We start from the raw sequence: 23,092 nt of genomic DNA, 5'->3' as shown, positions 1-23,092 counted from the left end.
GAACCCCGGGAAGAACGACATGGCCGACCCCAAGAAGACTGCTTTGATCACCGGCGTGACCGGACAGGACGGCGCCTACCTGTCCGAGCTGCTGCTCGACAAAGGCTACGACGTGCACGGCATCAAGCGACGCGCCAGCCTGTTCAACACCGACCGCATCGACCACCTGTACCAGGATCCGCACGTGGACCACCAGCGTTTCACGCTGCACTACGGCGACCTGACGGACAGCACCAATCTGATCCGCATCATCCAGCAGGTGCAGCCCGACGAGATCTACAACCTGGCGGCCATGAGCCACGTGGCGGTGAGCTTCGAGACGCCGGAGTACACCGCCAACGCCGACGGCATCGGCACCCTGCGACTGCTGGAAGCGATCCGCATCCTCGGCCTCGAGAAGAAGACCCGCTTCTACCAGGCCAGCACCAGCGAGCTCTACGGGCTGGTCCAGGAGACGCCGCAGAAGGAAACCACGCCGTTCTATCCGCGAAGCCCCTATGCCGTGGCGAAGATGTACGCGTACTGGATCACGGTGAACTACCGCGAGGCCTACGGCCTGTACGCCTGCAACGGCATCCTGTTCAACCACGAGAGCCCGCTGCGCGGCGAGACCTTCGTCACCCGCAAGATCACGCGAGCGGTGGCGCGCATCGCGCTGGGACTGCAGGACTGCCTGTACCTGGGCAACCTGAGTTCGCTGCGCGACTGGGGACACGCCCGCGACTACGTCGAGATGCAATGGCTGATGCTGCAGCAGCCTGGGCCCGAGGACTTCGTCATCGCCACTGGCGTGCAGTACAGCGTGCGGCAGTTCGTGGAGCTGGCCGCGGCCGAACTCGGTATCCGGCTGGCCTTCACCGGTCAGGGCGAACAGGAGATCGGCACCGTCACGGCGGTGGACGACGCGCGCGCGCAATGCAAGGTGGGCGACGTGATCGTGCGGGTCGATCCGCGCTACTTCCGGCCTACCGAGGTCGAGACGCTGCTGGGCGATCCCAGCAAGGCCAAGGCCAAGCTGGGCTGGCAACCGACCACGACGCTGCCGGAGCTGGTGAGGGAGATGGTCGAGGCCGACTACGCCTCAGCCCAACGCGACAATCTGGTCCGGCGGGCAGGCTTCCGAGCCTACGACTACCGGGAATGACGACGGCACCTCGTCGACAGTGTGGGCCGACCAGTTTTGGTGCACGGCTACACTCGGCGTTCACCCCGTGAACAGGCCTAGCATGTCACACGTCATTGCCGTCAACGCACCGGATGCGGATGCGGCACACCTGCAAGTCCTGCGCGTCCTGGAACGGCAACCCGCGCTCTCGCAGCGTGAACTGTCCGCGGCATTGGGGCTGAGCCTGGGGAAAACGCACTACCTGCTGCGCGCCTTGCTGGACCGCGGCCTGGTCAAGGCGAGCAACTTCAGGCGCAGCGACCGCAAGCTGGCGTATGCGTATCTGCTGACGCCGGCCGGGCTGCGAGAGAAGCTTCGCCTGACCCGGCGCTTTCTGTCGCGCAAGGAAGCCGAGTTCGAGCAGTTGCAGAAGACGATCGCCGCCTTGCGCCATGAACTGAATGCCGAGGAGTCTCGCCCTTGAACACCGGGCTGACGGCATCCGCAGCGCCGGGCAAACGCACGCCCTGGCAGATCCAGCGCGCCGTGCTGTTCGCGCTGCTCCAGCGCGACCTGAAAGCGCGTTTCGGCGGGCGCTGGCTGGGCGGCCTCTGGACGCTCTTCGAGCCACTGGCCCACGTGATCATCCTGATGTTGCTGTTTGGCTACCTGCGGCACCGCGTCGTGCCAGGTATTCCGTTTCCGCTGTTTCTGGTGACCGGCCTGATTCCCTATCTGATGTTCCGTAACCTGACGCTCCGGTTGATGAGCGCCCTCGACGGGAGCCGCGGACTGTTCGGATATCGCCAGGTGAAGGCCATCGACGTCCTGGTGGCGCGCGCTGGCATGGAGGTCCTGATCTACAGCGTGCTTTTCGTGGTGTTCCTCGTAGCGCTGGGTTGGACCGACTTTCAGTGGTTTCCGGACCGCCCGCTGCACCTCGCTGTTGCAAGTGCAGTGCTGATTGCATTCGGCTTCGGTCTGGGATTGTTGCTGGCGGTGCTGACGGATGACTTGCCGCAATTGCGGGTTTTTGTTCGCCTGATATTCATGCCCTTGTACTTCGTGTCGGGCGTGATCTTCCCGTTGCACTCGCTGCCGGCCGAATTCCTGCCATGGCTGCTGTGGAATCCGCTGTTGCACCTGATCGAGATTCATCGTGGTGACTTCGTCGAGAACTACCGGGTCATCGAGCAGGTGAACCTTTCCTATCCGGCCGCACTGGCCCTCGTGACACTGGCATTGAGTCTGGCGCTGTACCGTGTGCGCCGTCGGCAGCTTCTGGCTCGTTGAGCGATCCCGATGATCGAGCTGCGCCACGTCACCAAGTCCTACCCGACTCCGCACGGACGCCGCTATGTCTTCCGTGACCTGAGCTTCCGCTTTCCAGACGATGCCAGCATCGGGCTGATCGGCCCCAATGGCGCTGGCAAGTCGACGCTGATGCGCCTGCTCGGCGGCATCGACGCACCCGACCACGGCAAAGTGATCAGCGATGTGAACATTTCCTGGCCCGTGGGACTTTCCGGGGGCATGCAAGGAACCTTGAGCGGCAGAGACAACGTGCGCTTCGTCTGCCGCGTGTACGGCGCCGTCGGCAAGTCCATGCAGTCGAAGATCACCGAGGTGGAAGCCTTTGCCGAGATCGGCGAGTATTTCGACCTGCCGGTCAAGTCGTACTCCTCCGGCATGCGCTCACGCCTGGCTTTCGGGCTGAGTATGGCTTTCGATTTCGACTACTACCTGATCGACGAAGTGATGGCCGTCGGCGATGCACAGTTCCGTGCGAAGTGCCAGGTGGCATTCCGCAGCCGGCTGGAACGATCGAAACTGATTCTCGTGTCGCACAACATGGGAGACATCCGCGAATGGTGCGACGTGGTCGTGTTGATCAAGGACGGCAGCGCCACGCTCTACGAAGACGTGGAAGCCGGCATCCTGGCCTATCAGGGTCCGATCGACAATGCCGCCGTCCGTCGTGCAGCCAGGGCCAGGCGCGCCGCTCGGGCAGCACGCGCAGCTGCGCTGTTGTCAAGCGCCATTCCTGCGGCCCCGCCCTCAGAAGCCTCTTCCTCGACCCAGACTGAAGCCTCCGCATGAACCAATTGTTGTCGCTCAATCCGCGACGTCTGAAGCTGCTGTTGATCGTGCTGCCTCTGGTCCTGGCGGCGCTGTACTACGGCCTGTTCGCTGCCGACCGCTACGTCAGCGAATCCATCATCACGGTCCGTCAGGCGAACCAGGAGCAGTCACCCATTCCCGGTGTAGCGCTGATGCTGGCCGGCGTCAACCCGCCGTCCCGTGAAGAAACGCTCTACCTGCAGCAGTACATCCACTCGCTCGATCTGCTGAAGCGGCTCGATGCGCAGTTGGGCTTGCGGGCCCACTACGAGGCAGAGAAGGCCGATCTGCTGTTCCGGCTTTACGGAAACCACAGCCAAGAGGAGTTTCTCGACTACTACCGCAGCCGCATCGAGGTCCATTTCGACGACCTGACCTCACTGCTCACGGTGCGCGTGCAGGGCTTCGAACCGGAGTTCGCGCAGAAGCTGAACGCCGCCATCCTCGAAGACAGTGAGCGCTTCGTGAATGCCTTCTCGCAGCGCATGGCGCGCGAGCAGATGGGTTTCTCGGAGACAGAACTCGAGCGCGCCGCCACGCGGCTGCAGAAGGCCAAGACTGATGTGCTCGCCTTCCAGACCAAGCACAAGCTGCTGGATCCGGTGGCGCAGGCACAGGCCAGCGGTACGCTCACGGCAGAGTTGCAGGCGGGACTCGCGCGCCAGGAAACCGAGCTGCGCAATGCGCTCACCTACCTCAACAACAACAGCTACCAGGTCAAGGCGCTGCGCAGCCAGCTCGACGCCGCGCGCGCGCAGCTCGAAGTGGAGCGGCTTCGCGCCACCTCCGGGCGGAACGGAGAACGCCTGAACCGGCTGGCCGCCGACTTCCAGGGGCTGATCCTGCAGGCCGGCTTTGCGGAAGACTCCTACAAGGTGGCGCTGGCATCGGTGGAGAACTCGCGGATCGATGCCGCCCGCAAGATCAAGAGCCTGGTCGTCATCGAACCGCCCTCCTTGCCCGAAACGGCCATCTACCCGCGACGCATCTACAACCTGGTGACGCTGCTGGTCGTGAGCCTGCTGCTCTACGGCATTGTCCGGCTCGTGATCGCCACGATACGCGAACATCTTGACTGAGACCGCTCATGCACAAGGATCAATTCATGAATTACAGCGGTCGGGCCTTCCAGTTGGGGAGGGCCGCTCTCGCACGGGCAGCAGGCGTGCTGACGCTGGCGCTGCTGGCCGCGGGCCTGCCGGGGCCGGCAAACGCCCAGCAAACCTTCAACGACCCGCTGAACCTGGGCCCGCGAGGGCTTACCGAGATCCCCGATTTCGCCAGGCCTGCGCCTCCCGCTGCATCTGCCGCTTCGTCGGCACCGGCCAACGCCCCGCTTCCGCCGGGGGGACCGTTGCCGCCGGATCCCTACACGGCCCTGAAACCCATCGTCTTCGGCTCGCAGATCTTCACCGGCCGCTTCGGGGGCCAGGCCTTCACCGGCTTCAACCCCGACTACCAGATCGCGGCAGGTGACCGCGTCCACATCCGGATGTGGGGCGCCTTCAATTACGAAGCCACCCAAACCGTCGACGCCCAAGGCAATGTGTTCGTTCCCAACGTCGGCCCGATCAGCGTGCTCGGCGTGCGCAATGTCGACCTGAACAAGCAGGTCGAGACCCAGGTCAAGCGCACCTTCCGCTCCAACGTCGGCCTGTACGCGACCCTCGAAGCCGCCCAGCCCGTCAAGATCTACGTCACCGGCTTCGTGCGGGCCCCGGGTCTCTACAGCGGCTTGTCGTCGGACTCGGTGCTCGCCTACCTGGACCGCGCGGGCGGCATCGACCCCGACCGCGGCAGCTACCTCGAGGTGGACGTGCTGCGCGGCGGCCAGCCGCGCGCCAAGGTCAACCTCTACCGCTTCCTGCTCGACGGGCAGATTGCGCCGCTCCAGCTGCAGGACGGCGACACCATCGTCGCCGCGCCGCGGAAGCACACCGTGCAGGTGGGCGGGGAAGTGCTCAACCCCTATATCTTCGAGTTCGGCCAGGCCCAGGTGAGCGGCAGCGAACTGCTGGCCGTGGCCCGCCCGCGGCCAGCGGCCACGCACTTGAGCATCGTCCGCAAAGTGGGCGCCGAGCGGCGCAGCGAATACCACGCACTGGCCGAAGCCTCGCGGGTCACCATCCAGGACGGCGATGAAGTCACGGTCACGTCGGACAAGTACCCCGGCACGATCCTCGTGCGCATCGACGGCGCGCACCTCGGAGAACGGACGCTGGTGCTACCGTATGGCGCCCACCTGAAGGACGCGCTCGCTCGCCTGAAGCCGGCGCCGCAGGCTCGCGTCGAAGCGCTGCAGCTGTTCCGGCGTTCGGTGGCAGCACGGCAGAAGGAATTGATGGAGTCCTCTCTGCGCAGCCTGGAAACCTATGCGCTCACCGCACGCTCGGCCACCAGCGAGGAAGCCGCGCTCCGCGGCCGCGAGGGCCAGCAGATCCTCGAGTTCATCGAACGGGCGCGCAAGATCGAGCCTCGCGGGCAAGTGATCCTGGCGCAGGGCACTGCAGCCGGCGACACACTGCTCGAGGATGGCGACATCATTCGCGTGCCCGAGCGCAGCAACCTCGTGCTGGTGAGTGGCGAGGTGCTGTTTCCGAACGCGCTCGTCTACGACAGCCGGGCCAGTGCCACCGACTACATCAACCGCGCCGGTGGCTACACCCAGGGTGCCGATGAGGCCAAGCTCATCGTCATGCGGCAGGACGGCAGCATTGCCGAGGGCAAGCGCGCAGCACTGCAGCCGGGCGACGAGATCATGGTGCTGCCGAAGATCGAGACCAAGAGCGTCGAGTTGACGCGCGGCATCACGCAGATCATCTACCAGATTGCGATCGCGGCGAAGGTGTTGCTCGATCTGTAGCCCACCGTCATCCGCGATCCGAGCCGCACCCGCTCCATGACGGACGGGTGCCGAACGCCGCATCCTCAAGAAGAATGAAGCGAATACTGACCGTCTTCGGGACCCGTCCCGAAGCCATCAAGATGGCGCCGCTGGTGAAGCAACTCGAAGCCACGCCCGGCATCGACAGCCGCGTTTGCGTGACCGCGCAGCACCGGCAGATGCTCGACCAGGTGCTGGAATTGTTCGAGATCGAGCCTCACCACGACTTGAACGTCATGCGGCCCGGACAGGATCTTTTCTCGATCACGAGCGAAGTGCTCCAGGCAACGCGGCGGGTCTACGAAGCGGAGCGACCCGACATCGTGCTGGTCCATGGTGACACCACGACCACCTTCGCCGCCTCGCTGGCAGCGTTCTACCAGCGAATTCCCGTCGGTCACGTCGAGGCCGGGTTGCGCACCGGCAACCTCTACTCGCCTTGGCCGGAAGAAGCCAATCGCAAGCTCACAGCCAGCTTGGCTCGCCTCCACTTCGCTCCGACCCCCGCGGCGCGCGACAACCTGCTGCGAGAGAACGTCGCGCCGGACCGGATCGTGGTGACCGGCAACACCGTGATCGACGCCCTGCTGGCCGTGCAGCACAAGCTGGAAGCCACGCCATCGCTGGGCACCGGCTTCGAAAGACAGTTCTCCTATCTGCCTGAAGGCAGCCGCGTGCTCCTCGTCACCGGCCATCGCCGCGAGAACTTCGGTGACGGCTTCGAACGCATTTGCGAGGCCCTGGCCTCGCTGGCCCGAAGGTACGAAGACCTGCAACTGGTCTATCCCGTGCACCTGAATCCCAATGTGCGTGAACCGGTACAGCGCCTGCTCAGTGGCATTGGCAACGTGCATCTCATCGAGCCGCTGGACTACCTGCCCTTCGTCTACCTGATGAACCGTGCCACCGTGATCCTCACCGACTCCGGCGGCATCCAGGAAGAAGCACCGTCCCTCGGCAAGCCGGTCCTCGTGATGCGCGACACCACCGAACGTCCCGAAGCCGTGGAAGCGGGCACCGTGCGCCTGGTCGGCACGTGCACCCGATCCATCGTCGACGGTGTCTCGCTGCTTCTGGACGATCGCACGGAGTACGAGCGCATGAGCTTCGCTCACAACCCCTACGGCGACGGCCGTGCCTGCGAGCGCATTGCACAGCTGCTCGCTTCGCAGCCCATCTGAGACGTCTTTCCGCTGAACACCATGAGCGCACCCGAAACCTTCACAACCGTCTCGATGATCGGACTGGGCTACATCGGGCTGCCGACAGCCGCGATGTTTGCCGCGCGCCGCACCAAGGTGATTGGCGTCGACATCAACGCCCACGCCGTCGACACGATCAATCAGGGCCGTATCCACATCGTCGAGCCGGAACTGGACATGATCGTCCACAGCGCAGTCACGCAAGGGTGGTTGCGCGCGACGACACGCCCGGAAGCGGCCGATGCCTTCCTGATTGCCGTACCGACCCCTTTCAAGGGAGATCACGAGCCTGACGTCAGCTACGTCAAGTCAGCCGCCGAATCGATCGCGCCGGTGCTGCGCAGGGGCAACCTCGTGGTGCTGGAGTCAACCTCGCCGGTCGGAACGACCGAACAGATGGTCCAGTGGCTCGCAGCCGCGCGCCCCGACCTTCGGTTCCCGGTCGACGGCGCCGGCGACGTCGACATCAATGTTGCGTACTGCCCAGAGCGCGTACTGCCCGGCCACGTGGTGCGCGAACTGGTCGAGAACGATCGCATCGTCGGCGGACTTACACCGCGCTGCTCCGAGCGGGCCGTGGCGCTCTACCGTACTTTCGTCAAGGGTGAGTTGCTGGTGACGAACGCGCGCACCGCCGAGATGTGCAAGCTGACGGAAAATTCTTTTCGAGACGTCAATATTGCCTTCGCCAATGAACTTTCGATCATTTGCAACAAGCTCGGCATCAACGTCTGGGAACTGATCAAGCTGGCGAATCGCCATCCGCGCGTCAATGTCTTGCAGCCCGGACCCGGCGTTGGCGGCCACTGCATCGCGGTAGATCCCTGGTTCATCGTTCACAGCAGTCCCGCTGAAGCGCGCCTGATCCGCACTGCACGTCATGTCAACGATGACAAGCCCCACTGGGTGATCGATCAGGTCAGCGAGGCAGCCCATTCGATCGCCGCGGAGAAGGGCATCGATGTGGCCACTGTCCAGATCGCGTGCTTCGGCCTCGCGTTCAAGGCCAACATCGACGATCTGCGCGAGAGTCCTGCACTGGAAATCACGCAGGCGCTCGCGGAACGCCATCCCGGGATGGTGGTCGCGGTCGAGCCGCACATCGAGGTGCCCCCCGATGGACTGCAGCGGCTCGATGTCAAGCTGGTGACCGCAGAGGCGGCCCTCACACACTGCGATGTCGTCGTCCTGCTCGTCGATCACAGACAGTTTGGAGCGATCGGCCGCGCTCAGCTCGCGAACAAGCGCGTCGTGGACACCCGTGGCCTTACTTCAATCTGAGCGATGGCCTTCTCCGTGACGCAACCAGCACATCCGAAATTCCGAGCGCTTCACTCATGACGCAAGACTCTGTCGCCGCCTTCTTCAGCGATCTCGAGCCGTTCTTTTATGGACGCAGCATGACGTACGTCGACGTGGGTGCATTCGAAGGCGAGGTACTTGAAAAGTTGATCGAATCCTCGCTCAAGGTCGGCGAGGCCCATTTGTTCGAACCGAACCCGGACTCGTTCGCCACTCTGGAGCGTCGCGCCAAGGGGATGTTCAAGGGTCGACGTCTAGAGCTCCATGGCGTCGCTCTGGGAGCAGAGAGGGGCGTTGTCAGGCTGACGAAGGCACGCAGCATGACGCGCGTTGCGTACGAGTCGAAGAGTGAATCTGGCGCGTCGATGCCGTTCGATTCAGCGTCGGTGGAACGACCGATCGTGACGCTCGACGAGATGCTGGAGATCGTGACCGAGCGTCGCATTTCCCTGCTGAAGATCGATGTCGAAGGCTTCGAGCTCGAGGTGCTTCGCGGTGCGCAGCGGTTGCTCAGTGAGCAGGCCGCCGATGTGATCTACATCGAGGCGGGCATGAATCCGGAGAGCCGGCAGCACACCTATTTCCACGATATCGATGCGGCACTGACAGCGCACGGCTACCGGCTGTTCCGTGTGTACGAGCAACAGCACGAATGGCTGGAGGATTCGCCCTTCCTGCGGCGTGTGAATGCAGCGTACTTCAGTCGCCGATTCGGTGATGGCAACCCCTACCGCGTCACTCAGGAGTTGTTTCGTGTACGTGCCGAGGCCACACAAGCGAAGGCCGCGCTTCTGGCGGGCGAGCGGCGAACTGCCGAGTTGACAGCGGCGCTTCTGGCCGGCGAGCAGCGAGTTGCCGAGTTGACGCGACAGATCGAGATCCAACAGACGACCTCTGCGGAGCTTTCCGATCAACTCGCCGTACAGCAGCAACGCGCCTCGGCCACCAACCTCGAACTCGACGAGGCACGGCGACTCGCCTCCGAACTTTCGAGAAAATTCGACGCGCAGAAGTTGCGTACAGCAAGAGCCGAGCAGGCTGCTTCCGTCGAGAAGTCTGCGTCGGCTGCCACCATCGCATCACTCAAACGGAAGCAGCATCAGTTGACCGATCTCGGTCACGCCGTGATCAAGCAAGCCGTTCGCGCAGATCAATTGTCGCGTCAGTCGGATCTGCAACGCCAGCAGATTCAACAGCAGCTTGCCTACAGACTGGGCAGCGTGCTCGTGGCTTGCAGGCGCCAACCTGCCAAATTGATCGTCTTGCCGTGGCTGCTGATACGCGAAGGGCTGAAGCACCGGCACGACCGTCAGTTGCGGCGAACCGCCGATGCGGCCGCAGCAGGAGTCTGGCAACATCTCGGCGCCCGTCAAGCATGGCGACCTCAGTCGGTGCTGGCGAAGGCAGCACCGCAATGGCTTGCAATCGACACGACACCGGAAGTGGCGTCGCTTGGCCTTCGGTTGAGATTGCAGGCGCCGGACGGTGGTGCAGGCGATGGCGCCATGCTTCTTTTCGAGTGTACCGACACGTCGGGAAAGGCCTTGGCGCTGAGCGACACCCACTTCGATCGAACGCCAGCGGTGGATGGCCGATACCAAAGACCGCTGGGTGTCGATATCGACACATTGCACGACTTGCAGATCGCCTTGCCTGATGGTTGCCGAACGATTCGCGTCGCGGTTATTCGCCACAGCGCCCGGCACGTCTTTCGCGTTGTCTTTGAGCAGGTCAATCGCAGCACCCAGTTGCCGCAGATTTCATCACCAGTCGCGCCCATCGCCGAGAAGCGCCGCAGCACAACGACAGCGGAGCCCTTGTCGCCGGGGCGGCTGAGGGTCTTGTCCCTGCTCGACCCATTTTCAGAGCATTGCTTCGCGCCGGAGTTCGATCTCGTCCCACTCCGACGCAGCGGATGGTCTGATCAAGTGACTTCAGGGGCTTGGGACCTGTTCTTCGCCGAGTCGGCCTGGCGCGGAAATGGAGGGACGTGGAACTACTGCATGACGAAGTTCGCCGGCACACAGGGCGACGACCTGCGCGGCGTGCTCGCCCTTTGCCGGTCGCGCGGTATTCCGACCGCCTTCTGGAACAAGGAGGATCCTGCGAATTTCGATGTCTTCATCGACGTTGCCAGGCAGTTCGACCATGTCTTCACGACCGATGCAGACTGTGTACAGCGTTACCGAACTCAGTTGGGGCACGATCGCGTTCACGTCTTGCCGTTTGCAGCGCAATCCACGATGCATCACCCCATCCTGGAGGCGAGTCGCAATGCGCGAGTGGCCTTTGCCGGTAGCTGGAACGGCATCAAATATCCTGCCCGCGCCAAGTGGCTTGACATCCTGCTGACAGCGCCGATGGCGCGAGGCATCCTCGACATTTTCGATCGGTATGCGGATGCCGCCGATCCGGCACAGCGGTTCCCTGAGCGCTTTGGTACTGCCATAAGGGGCGCAGTGCCGTACGACGTCATCGCAGATCAGGTCTACCGACGCTACGGCGCCATGATCAACGTCAACTCCGTCGAGGAGTCTCCGTCGATGGTGGCTCGGCGCGTGTTCGAATTGGCGGCCAGCGGCACCCCGCTGATCTCCTCGCCCTCGCCCGCTTTGGAGGGCCCCTTCGCGAAAGTGGTCGATGTCGTGACAACGACCGACCAGGTGTCTCGCACGCTGGAAGCACTGCTCTCGGATGAACTCACGTCGTTGAGGCGCAGTGCACGAGGCGTCAGGCTCGTGCATGGTCAGCACACCTATCGACATCGCGCCGCCGAGGTCGCGAAGGCACTCGGTTTGCGAAGTGATTCGACCTCTCCGCCGGAGACCATCACGGCCATCTGCGTCTCCAAGCGCCCCGGGTTCCTGGCTCAGGTTGCGTCCATGATGAATGCGCAGACGCATCCAAGCGTGCGACTCATCTTTGTCGCACACGGAGACGGTTTCGATCTGGGAAAGATCAAGGCGGCCTTCGATCGAAGGCTGGAGGCAACCGTGCTGCATATGCCCGGGCAGGATTCCGTTCTGGCTGACGGTCTCAATCTCGCGATCGAACACTCGACGACGCCGTTGCTGGCCAAGATCGACGATGACGATCACTACGGCCCCGACTACCTGGCCGACGCCGCACTTGCATTCAGCTACAGCGAGGCCGGCCTCGTTGGCAAGGGGTCCTATTTCTGCTTTGTCGAACGAACCAACCAGATGGCCCTGCGGTTTCCGTCGAAGCACTACCGCTACACGAAGCTGGTGCACGGCGGCACCCTGGTCTGGGACCGTCGCCGAACCGGCGAACAGAGATTCGAGCGTGTGCGCCAGGGTACCGACACCGCATTCCTGAAGGCGCTGCAGGAACGCGCCGTACCCATACTCTCCACGGATCCCTTCAATTTCGTTCACATGCGATACGCAGATTCGGCGCAGCACACCTGGCGCATCGATGACGATGAATTCCTTCGCAAGGCCCGCATCCTTCAGGACGGCCTGAACCTCGATCTCGCCTACATCTGACATCAAAGCGCAGCCACCTATGAGCCCGATCGACATCGACCTCGGCCCTTTGGCCGACCCCCTGATGCTTGCCGTCCGTGAGCAGTACGAACGTCATTACCAAGAGAAGTACGGTGACGACAAGAAGGGCTTGTATCTCGACGCCGACTGGCGACGGCTGCAGTACGCTGCGTCGCTGATTCCACCGGGAACCCAATCAATCCTCGAGGTTGGCGTGGGACCTGGCCCGATGCTCAACTACCTGACGCTGCTGGAGCGTTTCACCAGCGTCGTCGGCATCGACATTCGCCGGTACAGCAAGTTTCTACAGCTCACGCCTGCGCTCGACTTCCGCATCATGAGCGTCGACAAGCTGCAGTTCCCCGACCGCCACTTCGACATGGTCTTCTGCATGGAGGTCCTCGAGCACGTGCCCACCGAGGTGATGATGCGCGGCATCGAGGAACTTCGACGCGTCACGAAGAACAAGCTGGTGATGAGCGTTCCGTTCGAAGAGCCGTTGCCGCTGCCTTCATATCACCTGCAGCGCTTCGACGCACCCAGGCTCCAATCCGTTTTCCCGGATGCAGAGGTCAGCATGCTGCATCGCCCACGGCGTCGCGGTTGGGCCTGGGCCATGTTGACTGAAACACCGGGTCATGGATTGCCCGCCGCTTGATACAAGACAGAAACTGAGTTCATCGGAAACGACGATTGAAGCCGCTCCCCACCAAGTTCGATCCGAGAACGCAAAGCGCTTCCCGGATTCTCGATCAGCTGCATCGGAGTCATCCAATCGGTACCGTTTCGACTGACGATATCGCAGCGGCGCTGTCATCCCGTCGGGATCTGGAAAGCCTCGAGCATCTGAACGCACTGTTACCGGCTCGTGGCGGCATGAAGTACGACGACGCCTCTCTTGCGCATCGGTCACAGCGCCGGATGAACAAGGCGTTTCAGGTCGCCGGACAGGTGAGCGGAGGATCATTTCACACGGTGCTCGATATCGGCTGTGGCCGTGGCGACAACTTGCGCGGTCTTCAGCAACGTGAAAGCTATTGCTATGTCGGCCTCGACATCGATGATCGGCGATTTCCAGCAACCCGATCTCGGCAGGATGCAGAACGCTCGGAGCGATTCATCTGCGCTTCGGCGGAAGGCATTCCCTTGCCCACTGGATCGGTTGATCTCGTCGTGAGCTTCAACGTTCTTGAACACCTGCCGCAACCCGGCGTCGTGATTCAGGAGATTGCCCGCGTGCTGCGCCACGGCGGCGTGTTCTTCACGCAGTTCGGTCCGCCCTGGAACGCGCCCTTCGGGCCGCATCTGACGCGATTCAGCGGTGTGCCGCACCTCCACCACCTTTTCCCGGACGACGTCGTTGCCCGATTCACGAAGCGTGAAGATGCCTATTGCACCGTGAACCGCTTGCCGCTGGAGGTATACCGCCAACATCTCTGGAACACAGCCTCGACGGATTGCCGCTACTACTGGGAGCACCTGACCTTCGATCACGTCTGGGCGTGGCCTCATTTCCTGGAGGCTCATCGGCCGACCGATCAGAGCGAATGCATCGTCAATCGCGTCGACGCCGCACTGGTCAAGACCGGCATCTGAAGACCCGGCGACCCGTCTCCGCGTCAGTCATCGAGCCGGCGGACTCTCGCGTCGATTGCCGACAGCATCTCCTGTCCGAACCGCGCGTTCGCGTGGTGAAAATCGTTCGCGTCGGCCGCATGGAACTCCGGTGACAGGAATCCACCGTTGGACAGAATGCTCGCTGCAAGCCCCTCCATCGGACCGATCGATTCGACCCCGCGCGCCTGGAGCGCGCGTTGAACGACTTGCACCGCCGTGGCATGCAAGACCGCGCCAACGCGCGCCTCGATCGATCTCCCGAACTTCGGATCGTCGCGCCGCGGTGGCGGTGCATGCAGCGCGAAACAACGAACGCCTGTTTCCGACAGGTCGGTCAGGAACTGCATCGAGTATCGGAAATGATGCAGGACGATCTGCTCGACCACGGCCACCGACAGGGGTTGTCGTGGCCGCTCGCAAACAGCCCAGGGACTGAATCGACGCCAAACGGGACTGCGCAGCAATATCGTCGTCGTGTACGGGATCGAGAACACGAAGATCCGTCGGTCGTCGCCCGAGATGGATTGGGCTCCGATCACTGCAGCGAGCTCACGCGCCGCATCCGTGTCGGTCAGCACCACCTCATTGTCGCGGCGTCGATGAAAGGCTTGCAGCGTTGTCGGGAAGGAGAACAGCTTGCGGACGCTGGCCCGACCGAGTGTCGGAAGGCTTTGCGACCCAGAGTTCTGCTCGAGCGCATGACCGAGCGCAACCACATGGGAATCCCCGAGGATCAGCACCTGCTTCAAGAAGCGGGCCCCGCATCCAGCTTGGTTTCATCACAAAGCGTTGCCAGTTCGATGCGGTTCTCTTCTTCGACGCGTTGCTCGCATGCTTCGACGCCTGCGTCGACGGATACCGATGTCGGACACGCGTCTTCTCCTTGCGGCGCCCGATAGGTCGCCACGAAACTCGACATGACGCGTTGCACCCCCTGGGCCGTGACGTTTCGCATGTCCGCATCGAAGCTGATCTCGGAAGCCCCGGCCGACGTCACGAGTTCATAGCTCGGAAAGTAGTCGACATGGTCATGTCTTCGACACAGTTCGCCTGCCACGGCCCGAAGCACGCTCTTGGAATAGGACGTCGCGACGACGACATGATCGCGCGAGGCCGTCGCGGCCAGAGGAACAGGCGACACCGTCAGCAAGAAGCGGAGATCCGGATTACGCCGGCGAGCGCCGGCGATGAACGACTCCATGTCTTCCAGGACCTCCGAGAATCCTTGGTTCCGGAAGCCGTGGATCGAAGCATCGAAATGTCCCGCGATCGTCCCCGGACACAGCGGATAGGCCGTTCCGTCCCGTTGATCGAGCCACAGTTCGGTCAGCCCCATCGTGAACACCAGAACCTCGGATTCGCGGAACATCCTCTTGAGCGCGCGCTCATGCGAACGCCGCAAGGCGATCAGTTCATCCAAGCTGGCAAACCCCCCGGGTTCGATCGTGGGGCGGTAGGCGTCATAGAACCGGCCTTCAGTCTCCCAGACCATCTCGGCGTGGTGTTCGCCGAACGCCCGCTGGAGCAACTGCAGCAGTTGCCTGGACGTATAGACGTTGCCCGACCGGACCGAGAACAGTCCGTAACCGTAGGCAGCCTGCTGGTCGACGGGGAGCAATGACGGCGCAGGTTCGTAATCGATGAAGCTGTAGTGCCGCTCACGTAAGACGCGGCCGATGTGCTGAGCGAAGCAACTCCCCAGCGTCGCGATTCGAGTCGACTGTGTGATTTCGAACTTCGGAGTGTCGAGGGAGATCGGATCTTCGGAACGCCACGCCTTGACCGTACGCCGCCAGAAATGCTTGTCGGGAAGATCGGCGTACGGGTGTCGGCTCATCGCGGCTGGCTCCCGCGAGGCATTGCGCGAGTCGATGTGGACGGAGACTGCATGAGGACACGCTCCCTCACCGCAGGAAGTTCGCACTGGTTGGAAGGACGTTCGCCGTGCCTGATGTCCAGCGCGACCGGCGTCACCGGTTTGCCGTCCAGTCGATTCCCTGCAAACCGGTTGCTCCAGGACGGGCACTCGTCCTTTCGTTCACAGTCCTTGCGCTTCGTCGCATCGCAATACCAGTCCTGAAAGACGGCCGGCAGCGTTTGCCGGCGAAACTCGTTGTCGACGATCTGGTTCTCGTTCGACGCATCACGAAGCTTGATGGCGACGCCGCAGTTGTCGTCGAAGCTGTTGCCCTCGATCCGGTTCCGATTGCTCCCGTGCGCCATGTAGATCGGATGAAGAAGGCTGCAGTCCCCGACATTGCGGACCCGCAGAAAGCTGTTTCCCTTGACGACCGAATCGCTGATCCCCACGAACCGCAGTGCCGCGGTCGACGGAGGTGCTTGCAGGCTGCCAATATCCTCGAAGCGGTTCGACAAGACCTTCACGGCAGATGCGAGCTGCTGGCCGGCACCTGCCTCGAACGGCGCCTCGATCGACAACGCCGTGCTATACCGACGCACGTCGAGGCCCTCGATCGTGAGCGGCAGCCGCATGGGGGTCTGCGCCAGAACGCGCAGCCATGTGCCCTGGTTCGTCTCTCCATCGAAGATCGGACGCTGCGTGGAGTCCGCGGCCCGGATGGCGATCGGCGGTGGCTCGGTCTTCAGTCGCAGGACATTGCGCTGGCCTCGGTACGTACCCGGCGCCACCAGGATTTCCGTGCTACCCGGCCCGGCCTGACGAATCGCCACCTGCAGGGCCCGCCCCAGAGACGCCACCGCAGTCCCCGGGCTCGCACCCGAGTTGGCATCCGCGCCGTCCGCCGCCATGTAGACCGCCATGCCCTGCGCCTGGGCCGCGAACGGAAGCACCAGCAGCAGCATCAGGGTCCAGGCCGTCGCAAACGCCCGACTAAGCGCCAAAATGCCGGACCAAGCTCGACGCCGGCCGAGGGATGGATGTCCGGTCGCGCACAAGATCTCTGAAAGAGTATTCATGGTGGATTGCCCCGCTCGAATTGCCCGCGTGACGATGGCCGCTGACCGCCGGCTGCTGCCGACCATACGCCAAGACTGGTGGATCGATCCTGACGACAGCGACCAGACGCCGACTTTAGGTCGATCCGGTTTGCCTGTGCTTTCGTGAATCCACTGTCCGCGGATCGCCGCTACGGCCTGTGCTGGTACCGCCGCCGCATGACCACGCTGGAGGCGCTGCTGGAGGCCCGCGTGGTCCATCCGCCGCTGCTCGGCCGCCGGGTCGATGCCCTGCTGGCCTGGGGCCGCAAGCGCGGGACGGCGCGTGCGCTGCGCTGGCCCTGGGCCACCGACCTGCCGGTCTGGTACGCCGAGGACGGCTTCCTGCGCTCGGTCGGCCTGGGACACCGCGATCCGCCGCTGTCGATCGTGCTCGATCCGGTCGGCATCTACTACGATGCCACCGCGCCGTCGGGCCTGGAGGCCCTGGTACGCGCCGGCCATGACGCCGCGCAGCAGGCCCGCGGCGAGGCGCTGGCGCGCCAGTGGCGGGCGGCCCGGGTGTCCAAGTACAACCACGCCCCGGAGGCCGCCGCGCCGCTGGCCGGCGAGCCCTGCGTGCTGGTGGTCGACCAGACACGCGGCGACGCTTCGATCCATTGCGGCCTGGCCGACGAGCGCAGCTTCCGACGCATGCTGGAGGCAGCACTCGACGAGCATCCCCGGCTCCCGGTGCTGCTGAAGGTGCACCCCGACGTCGTGGCCGGCCGCAAGCGCGGACACTTCGACGACCTGGGTGCCGCTGCATCGCGGGTGCATGTGCTGGCTACCGATGCGCACCCGCCGTCGCTGCTGGAGTCGGCGCAGGCCGTCTACACGGTGACGTCGCAGATGGGTTTCGAGGCCCTGCTGTGGGGTCGGCCGGTGCGCAGCTTCGGCATGCCCTTCTACGCCGGCTGGGGGTTGACCGGGGACGACCTGCCGGCTCCGACCCGGCGCGCCACGCCGCAGCCGGTGGCGCTGGCCGGCCTGGTGCATGCGGCTCTGATCGACTACCCGCGCTACCTCGACCCCGACACCGGTCGGCGCTGCGAGGCCGAGCGGCTGATCGACTGGATCGGCATCCGCCGCCGGAGCGCCGCGACGTGAGGCTGCCGCTGCAGGGACTGCAGCGGCTCGAGCACCGCCTGCTCGAACGCCGCGCCGCCCGTCAGCCCTCGCCGCTGCAGCAGCTGGCGATCCTGCTGCGTGACGCCCATGCGCCGCCCGAGCGTCCGCTCGCGCTGTGCATCGACCTCGGCCTGGTCCATCGTGCGCGGCAGCTGATGGAGCGTACGCGTGCTCCGCTGGCCTTGCCCGCGGCGATCCAGCTCGCCTGGCTGGAGGGCGACTTCGACGCGCTCGACCGCTGCGCCGCCGATCCGGCCACTGCCGCGGCGCTCGCTCGCGCGTCGCAGGGCGTGCAGAACCGCTGTCTGTCGATCCTGGCCTCGCGCGCGCCGCAGGCCGCGCTCGCGGTGGTGCGGGCGATGCCGCGGCGCCCGGCCTGCGCGCCGGCCGTCGCGCTGCGGGCCGGCGATCCGGACACCGCCGCCACCTGGCTGCGTGCATGGCCGTGGCGGCTGCATGCCGACTACCTGCTGCTGGCGGCCAACCAGGCCGGCGACGGACCGCAAGGCCTGGCCTTCCTCAACCGCTATCTGGCGCGCCACGGCCTCGCCGCGCTGCGGCTGCGCCGGTCCGACGCGCCACTGGGCGTGACCCAGCTCGCGCCGTGCGGGCCGAACGCTGCGCCGGCGTCGACGGCCGCCGGCGAGGCCCGGCTGTCGGTGGTGATCCCCACCTTCGACAACGCACTGCACATCCGGGCCTCCGTCGAGTCGATGTTGCAGCAGACGCTCAGGCCCGACGAAGTGCTGGTGATCGACGACGCCAGCCGCGACGACACCGCCGCGATCGTCGCGGCCCTGGCGCAGGTGCACCCGGGCGTCGTGCGCCTGCTCCGGCTGCCGCACAACCGCGGCGCCTACTTCGCGCGCAACCTCGGCCTGGCCGCCGCGCGCGGCCGCTTCGTCGCCTTTCACGACGCCGACGACTACGCGCACCCGCAACGCCTCGAACTCGCCCTGGCCCCGCTGCTGGCCGACGAGCAGCTCCACGCGACGACCAGCCGCTGCGTCCGGCTGGCCGACGACGGACAGTTCGGCGAGGCCCGCACCTGGCCCCTGACGCGCTGGACGCCGATCTCGCTGCTCATGCGGCGCGAGGTCGTGCTGCACCGGGTCGGCTACTTCGACGACCTGCGCTTCGGCGCCGACAGCGAATACGTCGCGCGGCTCAGGCTGCTGCTGGGCGAACGGCACCACCGCCTCGTCGCGCACCCGCTGTCGCTGTTCGGCCAGCGTGCGGGCTCCTTGACGACCTCGGGCGAGGCCGGCTTCGACCGGCAGGGCTGGTCGGGCCCGCGGATCGCCTACCAGGAGGCCTGGACCGAGCGCCATCTCGCTCACCTCCTGCGGGGCGACGCGCTGTTCACGCCGCTGCCCGCGGAAGTGGCCGCGACCCTGGCAGGCCTCGACAACTGAGGGGCGGCCGGACCGCGTCAGGCAGGCGGCGCAGCCCCGGACGACAACCGGGCCGCATCGTAGTGCGTCGCCACGATGTCCCGCGTCAGTGCCAAGTCTTCGGCGCTGTAGGCCCACACGTCGCCCGGCGCCTGGCAATGCCGCAGCACGGCCGCGCGCAGTGCCCTGCCCGCCGCCAGGTCATCGGGCCGCGCCGCCGCGGCCGCGAGCTGCGGTGCGAAGTCCTCGCGGCTCACCCGCGTCACGCTCGGGTGGCCGGTGTAGAAGCTGTCGGCGAAGCACAGCACCGGCTTGCCGTGGATCGCCGCCTCGAAGCCCACGTTCGAATTGAGGCAGACGAACACCGCGGGACGCTCGTTGAAGCGCGCCAGGCTGCCGTCGATCCAGCGCGCGCCGGCCGGCAGCCGGTAGCTGCGTACGTCCATCGGGTGCTTCTTCACCAGCAGCGGGGTCCCGGGCAGCGCGTTCCGCATCTGACGGGCCACGAAATCGATCAGTTCCTGGTTGTGCCGGAACGGCGAGTACATGACGAACTGCGAATCCGTCGGCAGCTGCAGCGGCAGCACCACCACCGGCCCGTCGGTCGCCGGCGGTTCCGGGGCCTGCGCGAGCGGCAGTTCGGGATGCTCGGCACCAAACTGCTTGAGGGCGATGCGCAGGTAGTTGAAGAAATGGTAGCTCTTGTGCTGCATCGGCCGGCGCTGCGGCTGCAGCGAGCCGAGCAGGCCGTTGAGCGCCATGAAGCCCACGAAACGCAGCTTCAACCAGGGCTCGATCGCGCGGCGCGGCGGCAGATCGAAAGGCGGGAGCGCCTCGAGCAGGGGCGATTGCTGCGCCTGCCGCAGGCAGAAGCGCGCATTGAGCCCCTGCGTGCTCAGGCTCGCGGTGCGGTAGCGGAAGGCGCCGCGCTCGAAGAACACGCAGACGACGCCCAGCTGCTGCGCCGCCAGGTGCGCCGCCTGCGAGAACGGCCGGGCATCGGAGAACACCAGGCAGACGTCGGTGCGTTCAGCGGTGAAGCGCTGCTTGAACCACTCCACGGCGTGCGAGAAGGCGCGCCGGAATTCCGGCGAGTCGGTCTGCGCCCAGCCCGCCCGCTCGAAGGCCGGTGGCACGTCGTGCGCCTGCGCCGGCTCGCCCGGCGTCCAGACCTCGGTGCGGTCGCCGCCCGCATACAGGCGGTAGGCCGGGCAGGACAACAGGGCCACCACGCTGCCGCCCGACGCGTGCGCGAGCCGCGCCGCGAGCGCATGGAAGTAGCGGCTGTACGGTGGGTCGAGGTAGGCGACGTTCATGCCGGACGCCCGGTGCACTGCGGCCCGACACCTGAAGCCGCGGCCACGGTGTCGTCAGCGGGCCGGTACTCCGGCACGCTCCGCATCAACTGCCGCTGCACGTCGGCCGTCACCGCGCTGTCGGGATCGAGGGCCCAGTCGACCAGCGCCGCCACGCGCGACAGGTCCGCCTCGATGCGCGCGATCAGCAGCCGCTCGATCGGCGTGGGCAGCGTGTGGTCGGCATCGGCCAGCAGTTCCTCGTAGAGCTTCTCGCCGGCCCGCAGGCCGCTGTACACGATGCCGATCTCGTCGACCGTGTGGCCCGCCAGGCGGATCAGGTCGCGCGCCAGGTCGACGATGCGCACCGGCTCGCCCATGTCCAGCACGTACACCTGCCCGGTCTCGCCGATCGCGGCCGCCTGCACCACCAGCCGCGCGGCCTCCGGGATGGTCATGAAGTAGCGCGTGATCTCGGCATGGGTCACCGTCACCGGGCCGCCCTTGGCGATCTGCTCCTTGAACTTGGGGATCACGCTGCCGCTGGAGCCGAGCACGTTGCCGAAGCGCACGGCCATGAAGCGCGTCGCATGGCCCTGCGAAGCCAGGTGCGACACCACCATCTCGGCCGCGCGCTTGGTCGCGCCCATCACGTTGGTGGGGTTCACCGCCTTGTCGGTGCTGATGAGCACGAAGCGCTCCGCCCCGGCCCGCGCCGCCTCGCTGGCCGCCTGCCAGGTGCCCAGCGTGTTGTTCTGCAGCGCGGCCCAGGCGTTGTGTTCCTCCATCAGCGGCACGTGCTTGTAGGCCGCCGCGTGGAACACGATCTGCGGCTTCCAGCGCGCCATCACCTGCCGAAGGTGCGCGGCGTTCTTCACGTCGCCGATCAGGCGCACCAGCGGCAGCGCGGGGAAGCTGTCGCCCAACGCCTGCTCGATGGTGTAGAGGTTGAACTCGCTCAGCTCGTACAGCACCAGCCTCGACGGGCCGTAGCGCGCCACCTGCCGGCACAGCTCGCTGCCGATGCTGCCGCCGGCGCCGGTGATCATCACGCACTTGCCCTTCAGGCACTCGGAGATGCCGGCTTCGTCCAGCACCACCGGTTCACGGCCCAGCAGGTCTTCGGGCTCGATGTCGCGCACCCGGCTGACGGCAGCGCCTTCCAGAAGTTCCTCGGCCGAGGGCACGGTGAGCACCGGCAGGCCGGTCTCGGCGGCCAGATCGATCACGCGGCGTCGCGCCGGGCCGCGCAGCGAGGGCATGGCGATGATGACGTGGCTGATGTCGAGCAGCCGCACGTGCTCAACCACGCTCGCCAGCGGGCCGATCACCGGCACGCCGCCGATGCGGGCGCGCTGCTTGGCCGGGTGGTCGTCCAGCAGCCCCGCCACCACCCAGCCCTGGTGCTGCAGGCCGGCCAGCAGCAGGCGCGCCGCATCGCCCGCGCCGAGCACCAGCGCCCGGCGCGTTTCGCGGGCGCTGCCGGAGATGCGGGCGCGCAGGTGCTCGTAGAGCATGCGGTAGGCGATGCGCACGCTGGCCAGGCCCATCAGCGCGACGATGGGGTGCAGCGCCAGCACCGCGCGCGGGATGGCGCGCAGCTCGGCCCCCATCACCGCCGCGGCGGACAGCCCGCCGGCCAGCGTGCAGGCGATGGTCAGGCGCTTGATCTCGCCGAAGCCCGAGAAGCGCCACATGCCGCGCGGCACGCGCAGCGCCAGGAACACCGCCACGTAGAGGCCCACGATGCCCAGCAGCACCCAGACGTCGTAGCCGGGCCGCGCGCTGAACCAGCGCTCGAAGCCGAGCCGGAACAGGTAGGTGAACTGCCAGCAGACGGCGATGACCGCGGCGTCGATCAGCAGCGCCAGCCGCTCGCGGTGCGGGCGCACGCGGCCCAGCCGGGCGTCGAGCCAGTGCCACACGGTAGGCGTCGGGGTCATGAGGGGCGGGAAGACGGAACGGCTGCGATTATCGTTTTCCGCTTCCCAGCAGCAGCTTCACCGAGCGCCACAGCACGCCCAGGTCGGTCGCGGTCGAGGCGCGATCCGCGTAATCGGCGGCCAGTTGCAGCTTGCGCGGCAACACCACCTCGACGTACTCGCGCTCGGGGTCGACCGCCTGCGCCAGCAGCGCACTCTCGTCCAGGTGGGCCAGCGAGGCCGGATCGGTGATGCCGGGCCGCACGGCCAGCACACGCTCGCGCAGTGCCGCCGGATATTGCGCCACGTAGCGCGGCAGCTCGGGGCGCGGGCCGACGACGCTCATGTCGCCGCGCAGCACGTCGATCAGCTGCGGCAGCTCGTCGAGCCGGCGCTCGCGCAACCAGCGGCCCACGCGCGTGATGCGGGCGTCGTCGCCCACCGTGAGCGCCGGGCCGCGCAGCGGTGCGTCGGCCACCATGGTGCGGAACTTGTGGATGCGGAACGGCCGGCCGTGGCGTCCCACGCGCTCCTGGCGAAAGAACACCGGCCCGGGCGAGTCGAGCCGGATCGCCAGCGCGGTCAGCAGCAGCAGCGGCGACAGCAGCAGCAGGCCGCCCACCGCGAACACCAGGTCGACCCCCCGCTTGGCCAT

Annotated in this window: 19 protein-coding genes; 13 read left to right on the top strand and 6 right to left on the bottom strand. The window is 65.6% G+C overall.

Annotated features, from left to right (window positions below):
* Positions 1-19 precede the first annotated feature (19 nt).
* The 11 genes from gmd (at position 20) to C1M51_RS12270 (ending at position 13,719) form a co-directional block, all read left to right on the top strand.
* Positions 20-1,144: a GDP-mannose 4,6-dehydratase gene (gene gmd / locus C1M51_RS12320; RefSeq protein WP_129450148.1), complete on the top strand. Its 1,125-nt coding sequence runs from the start codon at positions 20-22 to the stop codon at positions 1,142-1,144.
* A gap of 82 nt (positions 1,145-1,226) precedes the next feature.
* Positions 1,227-1,589, top strand: coding sequence for a MarR family EPS-associated transcriptional regulator (locus C1M51_RS12315; RefSeq protein WP_051495575.1), 363 nt, complete (start codon positions 1,227-1,229; stop codon positions 1,587-1,589).
* Positions 1,586-2,398, top strand: a complete 813-nt coding sequence (locus tag C1M51_RS12310; protein ID WP_242499673.1) for an ABC transporter permease — start codon at positions 1,586-1,588, stop codon at positions 2,396-2,398. The genes C1M51_RS12315 and C1M51_RS12310 overlap by 4 nt, the downstream gene beginning before the upstream one ends.
* A gap of 9 nt (positions 2,399-2,407) precedes the next feature.
* Positions 2,408-3,205: an ABC transporter ATP-binding protein gene (locus tag C1M51_RS12305; protein WP_129450147.1), complete on the top strand. Its 798-nt coding sequence runs from the start codon at positions 2,408-2,410 to the stop codon at positions 3,203-3,205.
* Complete coding sequence (locus C1M51_RS12300) at positions 3,202-4,305, top strand: capsular biosynthesis protein (RefSeq protein ID WP_129450145.1); 1,104 nt, start codon at positions 3,202-3,204, stop codon at positions 4,303-4,305. Before C1M51_RS12305 ends, C1M51_RS12300 begins: the two co-directional genes overlap by 4 nt.
* 26 nt (positions 4,306-4,331) lie before the next feature.
* Positions 4,332-6,089 (top strand): polysaccharide biosynthesis/export family protein, encoded by a 1,758-nt coding sequence (locus C1M51_RS12295; protein WP_129450144.1) that lies wholly within the window; start codon positions 4,332-4,334, stop codon positions 6,087-6,089.
* A gap of 74 nt (positions 6,090-6,163) precedes the next feature.
* Positions 6,164-7,291: a non-hydrolyzing UDP-N-acetylglucosamine 2-epimerase gene (gene wecB, locus C1M51_RS12290; protein WP_129452182.1), complete on the top strand. Its 1,128-nt coding sequence runs from the start codon at positions 6,164-6,166 to the stop codon at positions 7,289-7,291.
* Positions 7,292-7,312: 21 nt separating this feature from the next.
* On the top strand, positions 7,313-8,593 hold the full coding sequence (wecC, locus tag C1M51_RS12285; protein WP_129450142.1) for a UDP-N-acetyl-D-mannosamine dehydrogenase: 1,281 nt from the start codon (positions 7,313-7,315) through the stop codon (positions 8,591-8,593).
* Between the two features lie 56 nt (positions 8,594-8,649).
* Positions 8,650-12,123, top strand: a complete 3,474-nt coding sequence (locus tag C1M51_RS12280; protein WP_129450140.1) for an FkbM family methyltransferase — start codon at positions 8,650-8,652, stop codon at positions 12,121-12,123.
* A gap of 19 nt (positions 12,124-12,142) precedes the next feature.
* Positions 12,143-12,781, top strand: a complete 639-nt coding sequence (locus C1M51_RS12275) for a class I SAM-dependent methyltransferase (protein WP_129450138.1) — start codon at positions 12,143-12,145, stop codon at positions 12,779-12,781.
* 35 nt (positions 12,782-12,816) lie between these two features.
* The gene (locus C1M51_RS12270; protein ID WP_129450137.1) at positions 12,817-13,719 is read left to right on the top strand and encodes a class I SAM-dependent methyltransferase; all 903 of its coding nucleotides are present in this window, start codon (positions 12,817-12,819) and stop codon (positions 13,717-13,719) included.
* 23 nt (positions 13,720-13,742) lie between these two features.
* On the opposite strand, the gene C1M51_RS12265 is transcribed toward C1M51_RS12270, so the two are convergent.
* From C1M51_RS12265 to C1M51_RS12255, 3 genes are read right to left on the bottom strand one after another with little or no spacing between them, the layout of a single operon-like run.
* Positions 13,743-14,489, bottom strand: a complete 747-nt coding sequence (locus C1M51_RS12265; protein WP_129450135.1) for a hypothetical protein — start codon at positions 14,487-14,489, stop codon at positions 13,743-13,745.
* A complete protein-coding gene (locus C1M51_RS12260; RefSeq protein ID WP_129450133.1) occupies positions 14,486-15,577 on the bottom strand; it encodes a GSCFA domain-containing protein in 1,092 nt (363 codons plus the stop codon). The genes C1M51_RS12265 and C1M51_RS12260 overlap by 4 nt, the downstream gene beginning before the upstream one ends.
* Complete coding sequence (locus C1M51_RS12255) at positions 15,574-16,563, bottom strand: right-handed parallel beta-helix repeat-containing protein (RefSeq protein WP_129450131.1); 990 nt, start codon at positions 16,561-16,563, stop codon at positions 15,574-15,576. Before C1M51_RS12255 ends, C1M51_RS12260 begins: the two co-directional genes overlap by 4 nt.
* Before the next feature lie 258 nt (positions 16,564-16,821).
* Between C1M51_RS12255 and C1M51_RS12250 the strand changes: the two genes are divergently transcribed.
* Both C1M51_RS12250 and C1M51_RS12245 read left to right on the top strand, forming a co-directional pair.
* On the top strand, positions 16,822-17,805 hold the full coding sequence (locus tag C1M51_RS12250; protein ID WP_242499671.1) for a hypothetical protein: 984 nt from the start codon (positions 16,822-16,824) through the stop codon (positions 17,803-17,805).
* Complete coding sequence (locus C1M51_RS12245) at positions 17,802-19,241, top strand: glycosyltransferase family A protein (RefSeq protein ID WP_129450129.1); 1,440 nt, start codon at positions 17,802-17,804, stop codon at positions 19,239-19,241. The genes C1M51_RS12250 and C1M51_RS12245 overlap by 4 nt, the downstream gene beginning before the upstream one ends.
* 17 nt (positions 19,242-19,258) lie before the next feature.
* On the opposite strand, the gene C1M51_RS12240 is transcribed toward C1M51_RS12245, so the two are convergent.
* Genes C1M51_RS12240 through C1M51_RS12230 form a run of 3 tightly spaced genes read right to left on the bottom strand, consistent with a single transcriptional unit; the run spans position 19,259 to position 23,092 of the window.
* Positions 19,259-20,536 carry a hypothetical protein gene (locus C1M51_RS12240; RefSeq protein ID WP_129450127.1) on the bottom strand — a complete coding sequence of 426 codons (1,278 nt, stop codon included), beginning with the start codon at positions 20,534-20,536 and terminating at the stop codon, positions 19,259-19,261.
* A complete protein-coding gene (locus C1M51_RS12235) occupies positions 20,533-22,458 on the bottom strand; it encodes a nucleoside-diphosphate sugar epimerase/dehydratase (RefSeq protein ID WP_129450125.1) in 1,926 nt (641 codons plus the stop codon). The genes C1M51_RS12240 and C1M51_RS12235 overlap by 4 nt, the downstream gene beginning before the upstream one ends.
* A 28-nt stretch (positions 22,459-22,486) precedes the next feature.
* Entirely contained in the window at positions 22,487-23,092 is a 606-nt protein-coding gene (locus tag C1M51_RS12230) for a sugar transferase (protein ID WP_129450124.1), read from the bottom strand.

This window comes from Methylibium sp. Pch-M (assembly GCF_004136295.1).
Classification (GTDB): domain Bacteria; phylum Pseudomonadota; class Gammaproteobacteria; order Burkholderiales; family Burkholderiaceae_C; genus Methylibium; species Methylibium petroleiphilum.
Note: the sequence above shows the minus strand (reverse complement) of the source record. Positions and strands in the feature narration are given on the sequence as shown.

Excerpts from the sequence above, each read along its gene's own strand:
- C1M51_RS12235 (WP_129450125.1), bottom strand. The coding sequence starts at position 22,458 with ATGACCCCGACGCCTACCGTGTGGCACTGGCTCGACGCCCGGCTGGGC.
- C1M51_RS12240 (WP_129450127.1), bottom strand. The coding sequence starts at position 20,536 with ATGAACGTCGCCTACCTCGACCCACCGTACAGCCGCTACTTCCATGCG.
- C1M51_RS12315 (WP_051495575.1), top strand. The coding sequence starts at position 1,227 with ATGTCACACGTCATTGCCGTCAACGCACCGGATGCGGATGCGGCACAC.
- C1M51_RS12280 (WP_129450140.1), top strand. The coding sequence starts at position 8,650 with ATGACGCAAGACTCTGTCGCCGCCTTCTTCAGCGATCTCGAGCCGTTC.
- C1M51_RS12255 (WP_129450131.1), bottom strand. The coding sequence starts at position 16,563 with ATGCTGCTGCTGGTGCTTCCGTTCGCGGCCCAGGCGCAGGGCATGGCG.
- C1M51_RS12295 (WP_129450144.1), top strand. The coding sequence starts at position 4,332 with ATGAATTACAGCGGTCGGGCCTTCCAGTTGGGGAGGGCCGCTCTCGCA.
- C1M51_RS12300 (WP_129450145.1), top strand. The coding sequence starts at position 3,202 with ATGAACCAATTGTTGTCGCTCAATCCGCGACGTCTGAAGCTGCTGTTG.
- C1M51_RS12305 (WP_129450147.1), top strand. The coding sequence starts at position 2,408 with ATGATCGAGCTGCGCCACGTCACCAAGTCCTACCCGACTCCGCACGGA.
- C1M51_RS12275 (WP_129450138.1), top strand. The coding sequence starts at position 12,143 with ATGAGCCCGATCGACATCGACCTCGGCCCTTTGGCCGACCCCCTGATG.
- C1M51_RS12230 (WP_129450124.1), bottom strand. The coding sequence starts at position 23,092 with ATGGCCAAGCGGGGGGTCGACCTGGTGTTCGCGGTGGGCGGCCTGCTG.
- gmd (WP_129450148.1), top strand. The coding sequence starts at position 20 with ATGGCCGACCCCAAGAAGACTGCTTTGATCACCGGCGTGACCGGACAG.
- wecB (WP_129452182.1), top strand. The coding sequence starts at position 6,164 with ATGAAGCGAATACTGACCGTCTTCGGGACCCGTCCCGAAGCCATCAAG.
- wecC (WP_129450142.1), top strand. The coding sequence starts at position 7,313 with ATGAGCGCACCCGAAACCTTCACAACCGTCTCGATGATCGGACTGGGC.
- C1M51_RS12260 (WP_129450133.1), bottom strand. The coding sequence starts at position 15,577 with ATGAGCCGACACCCGTACGCCGATCTTCCCGACAAGCATTTCTGGCGG.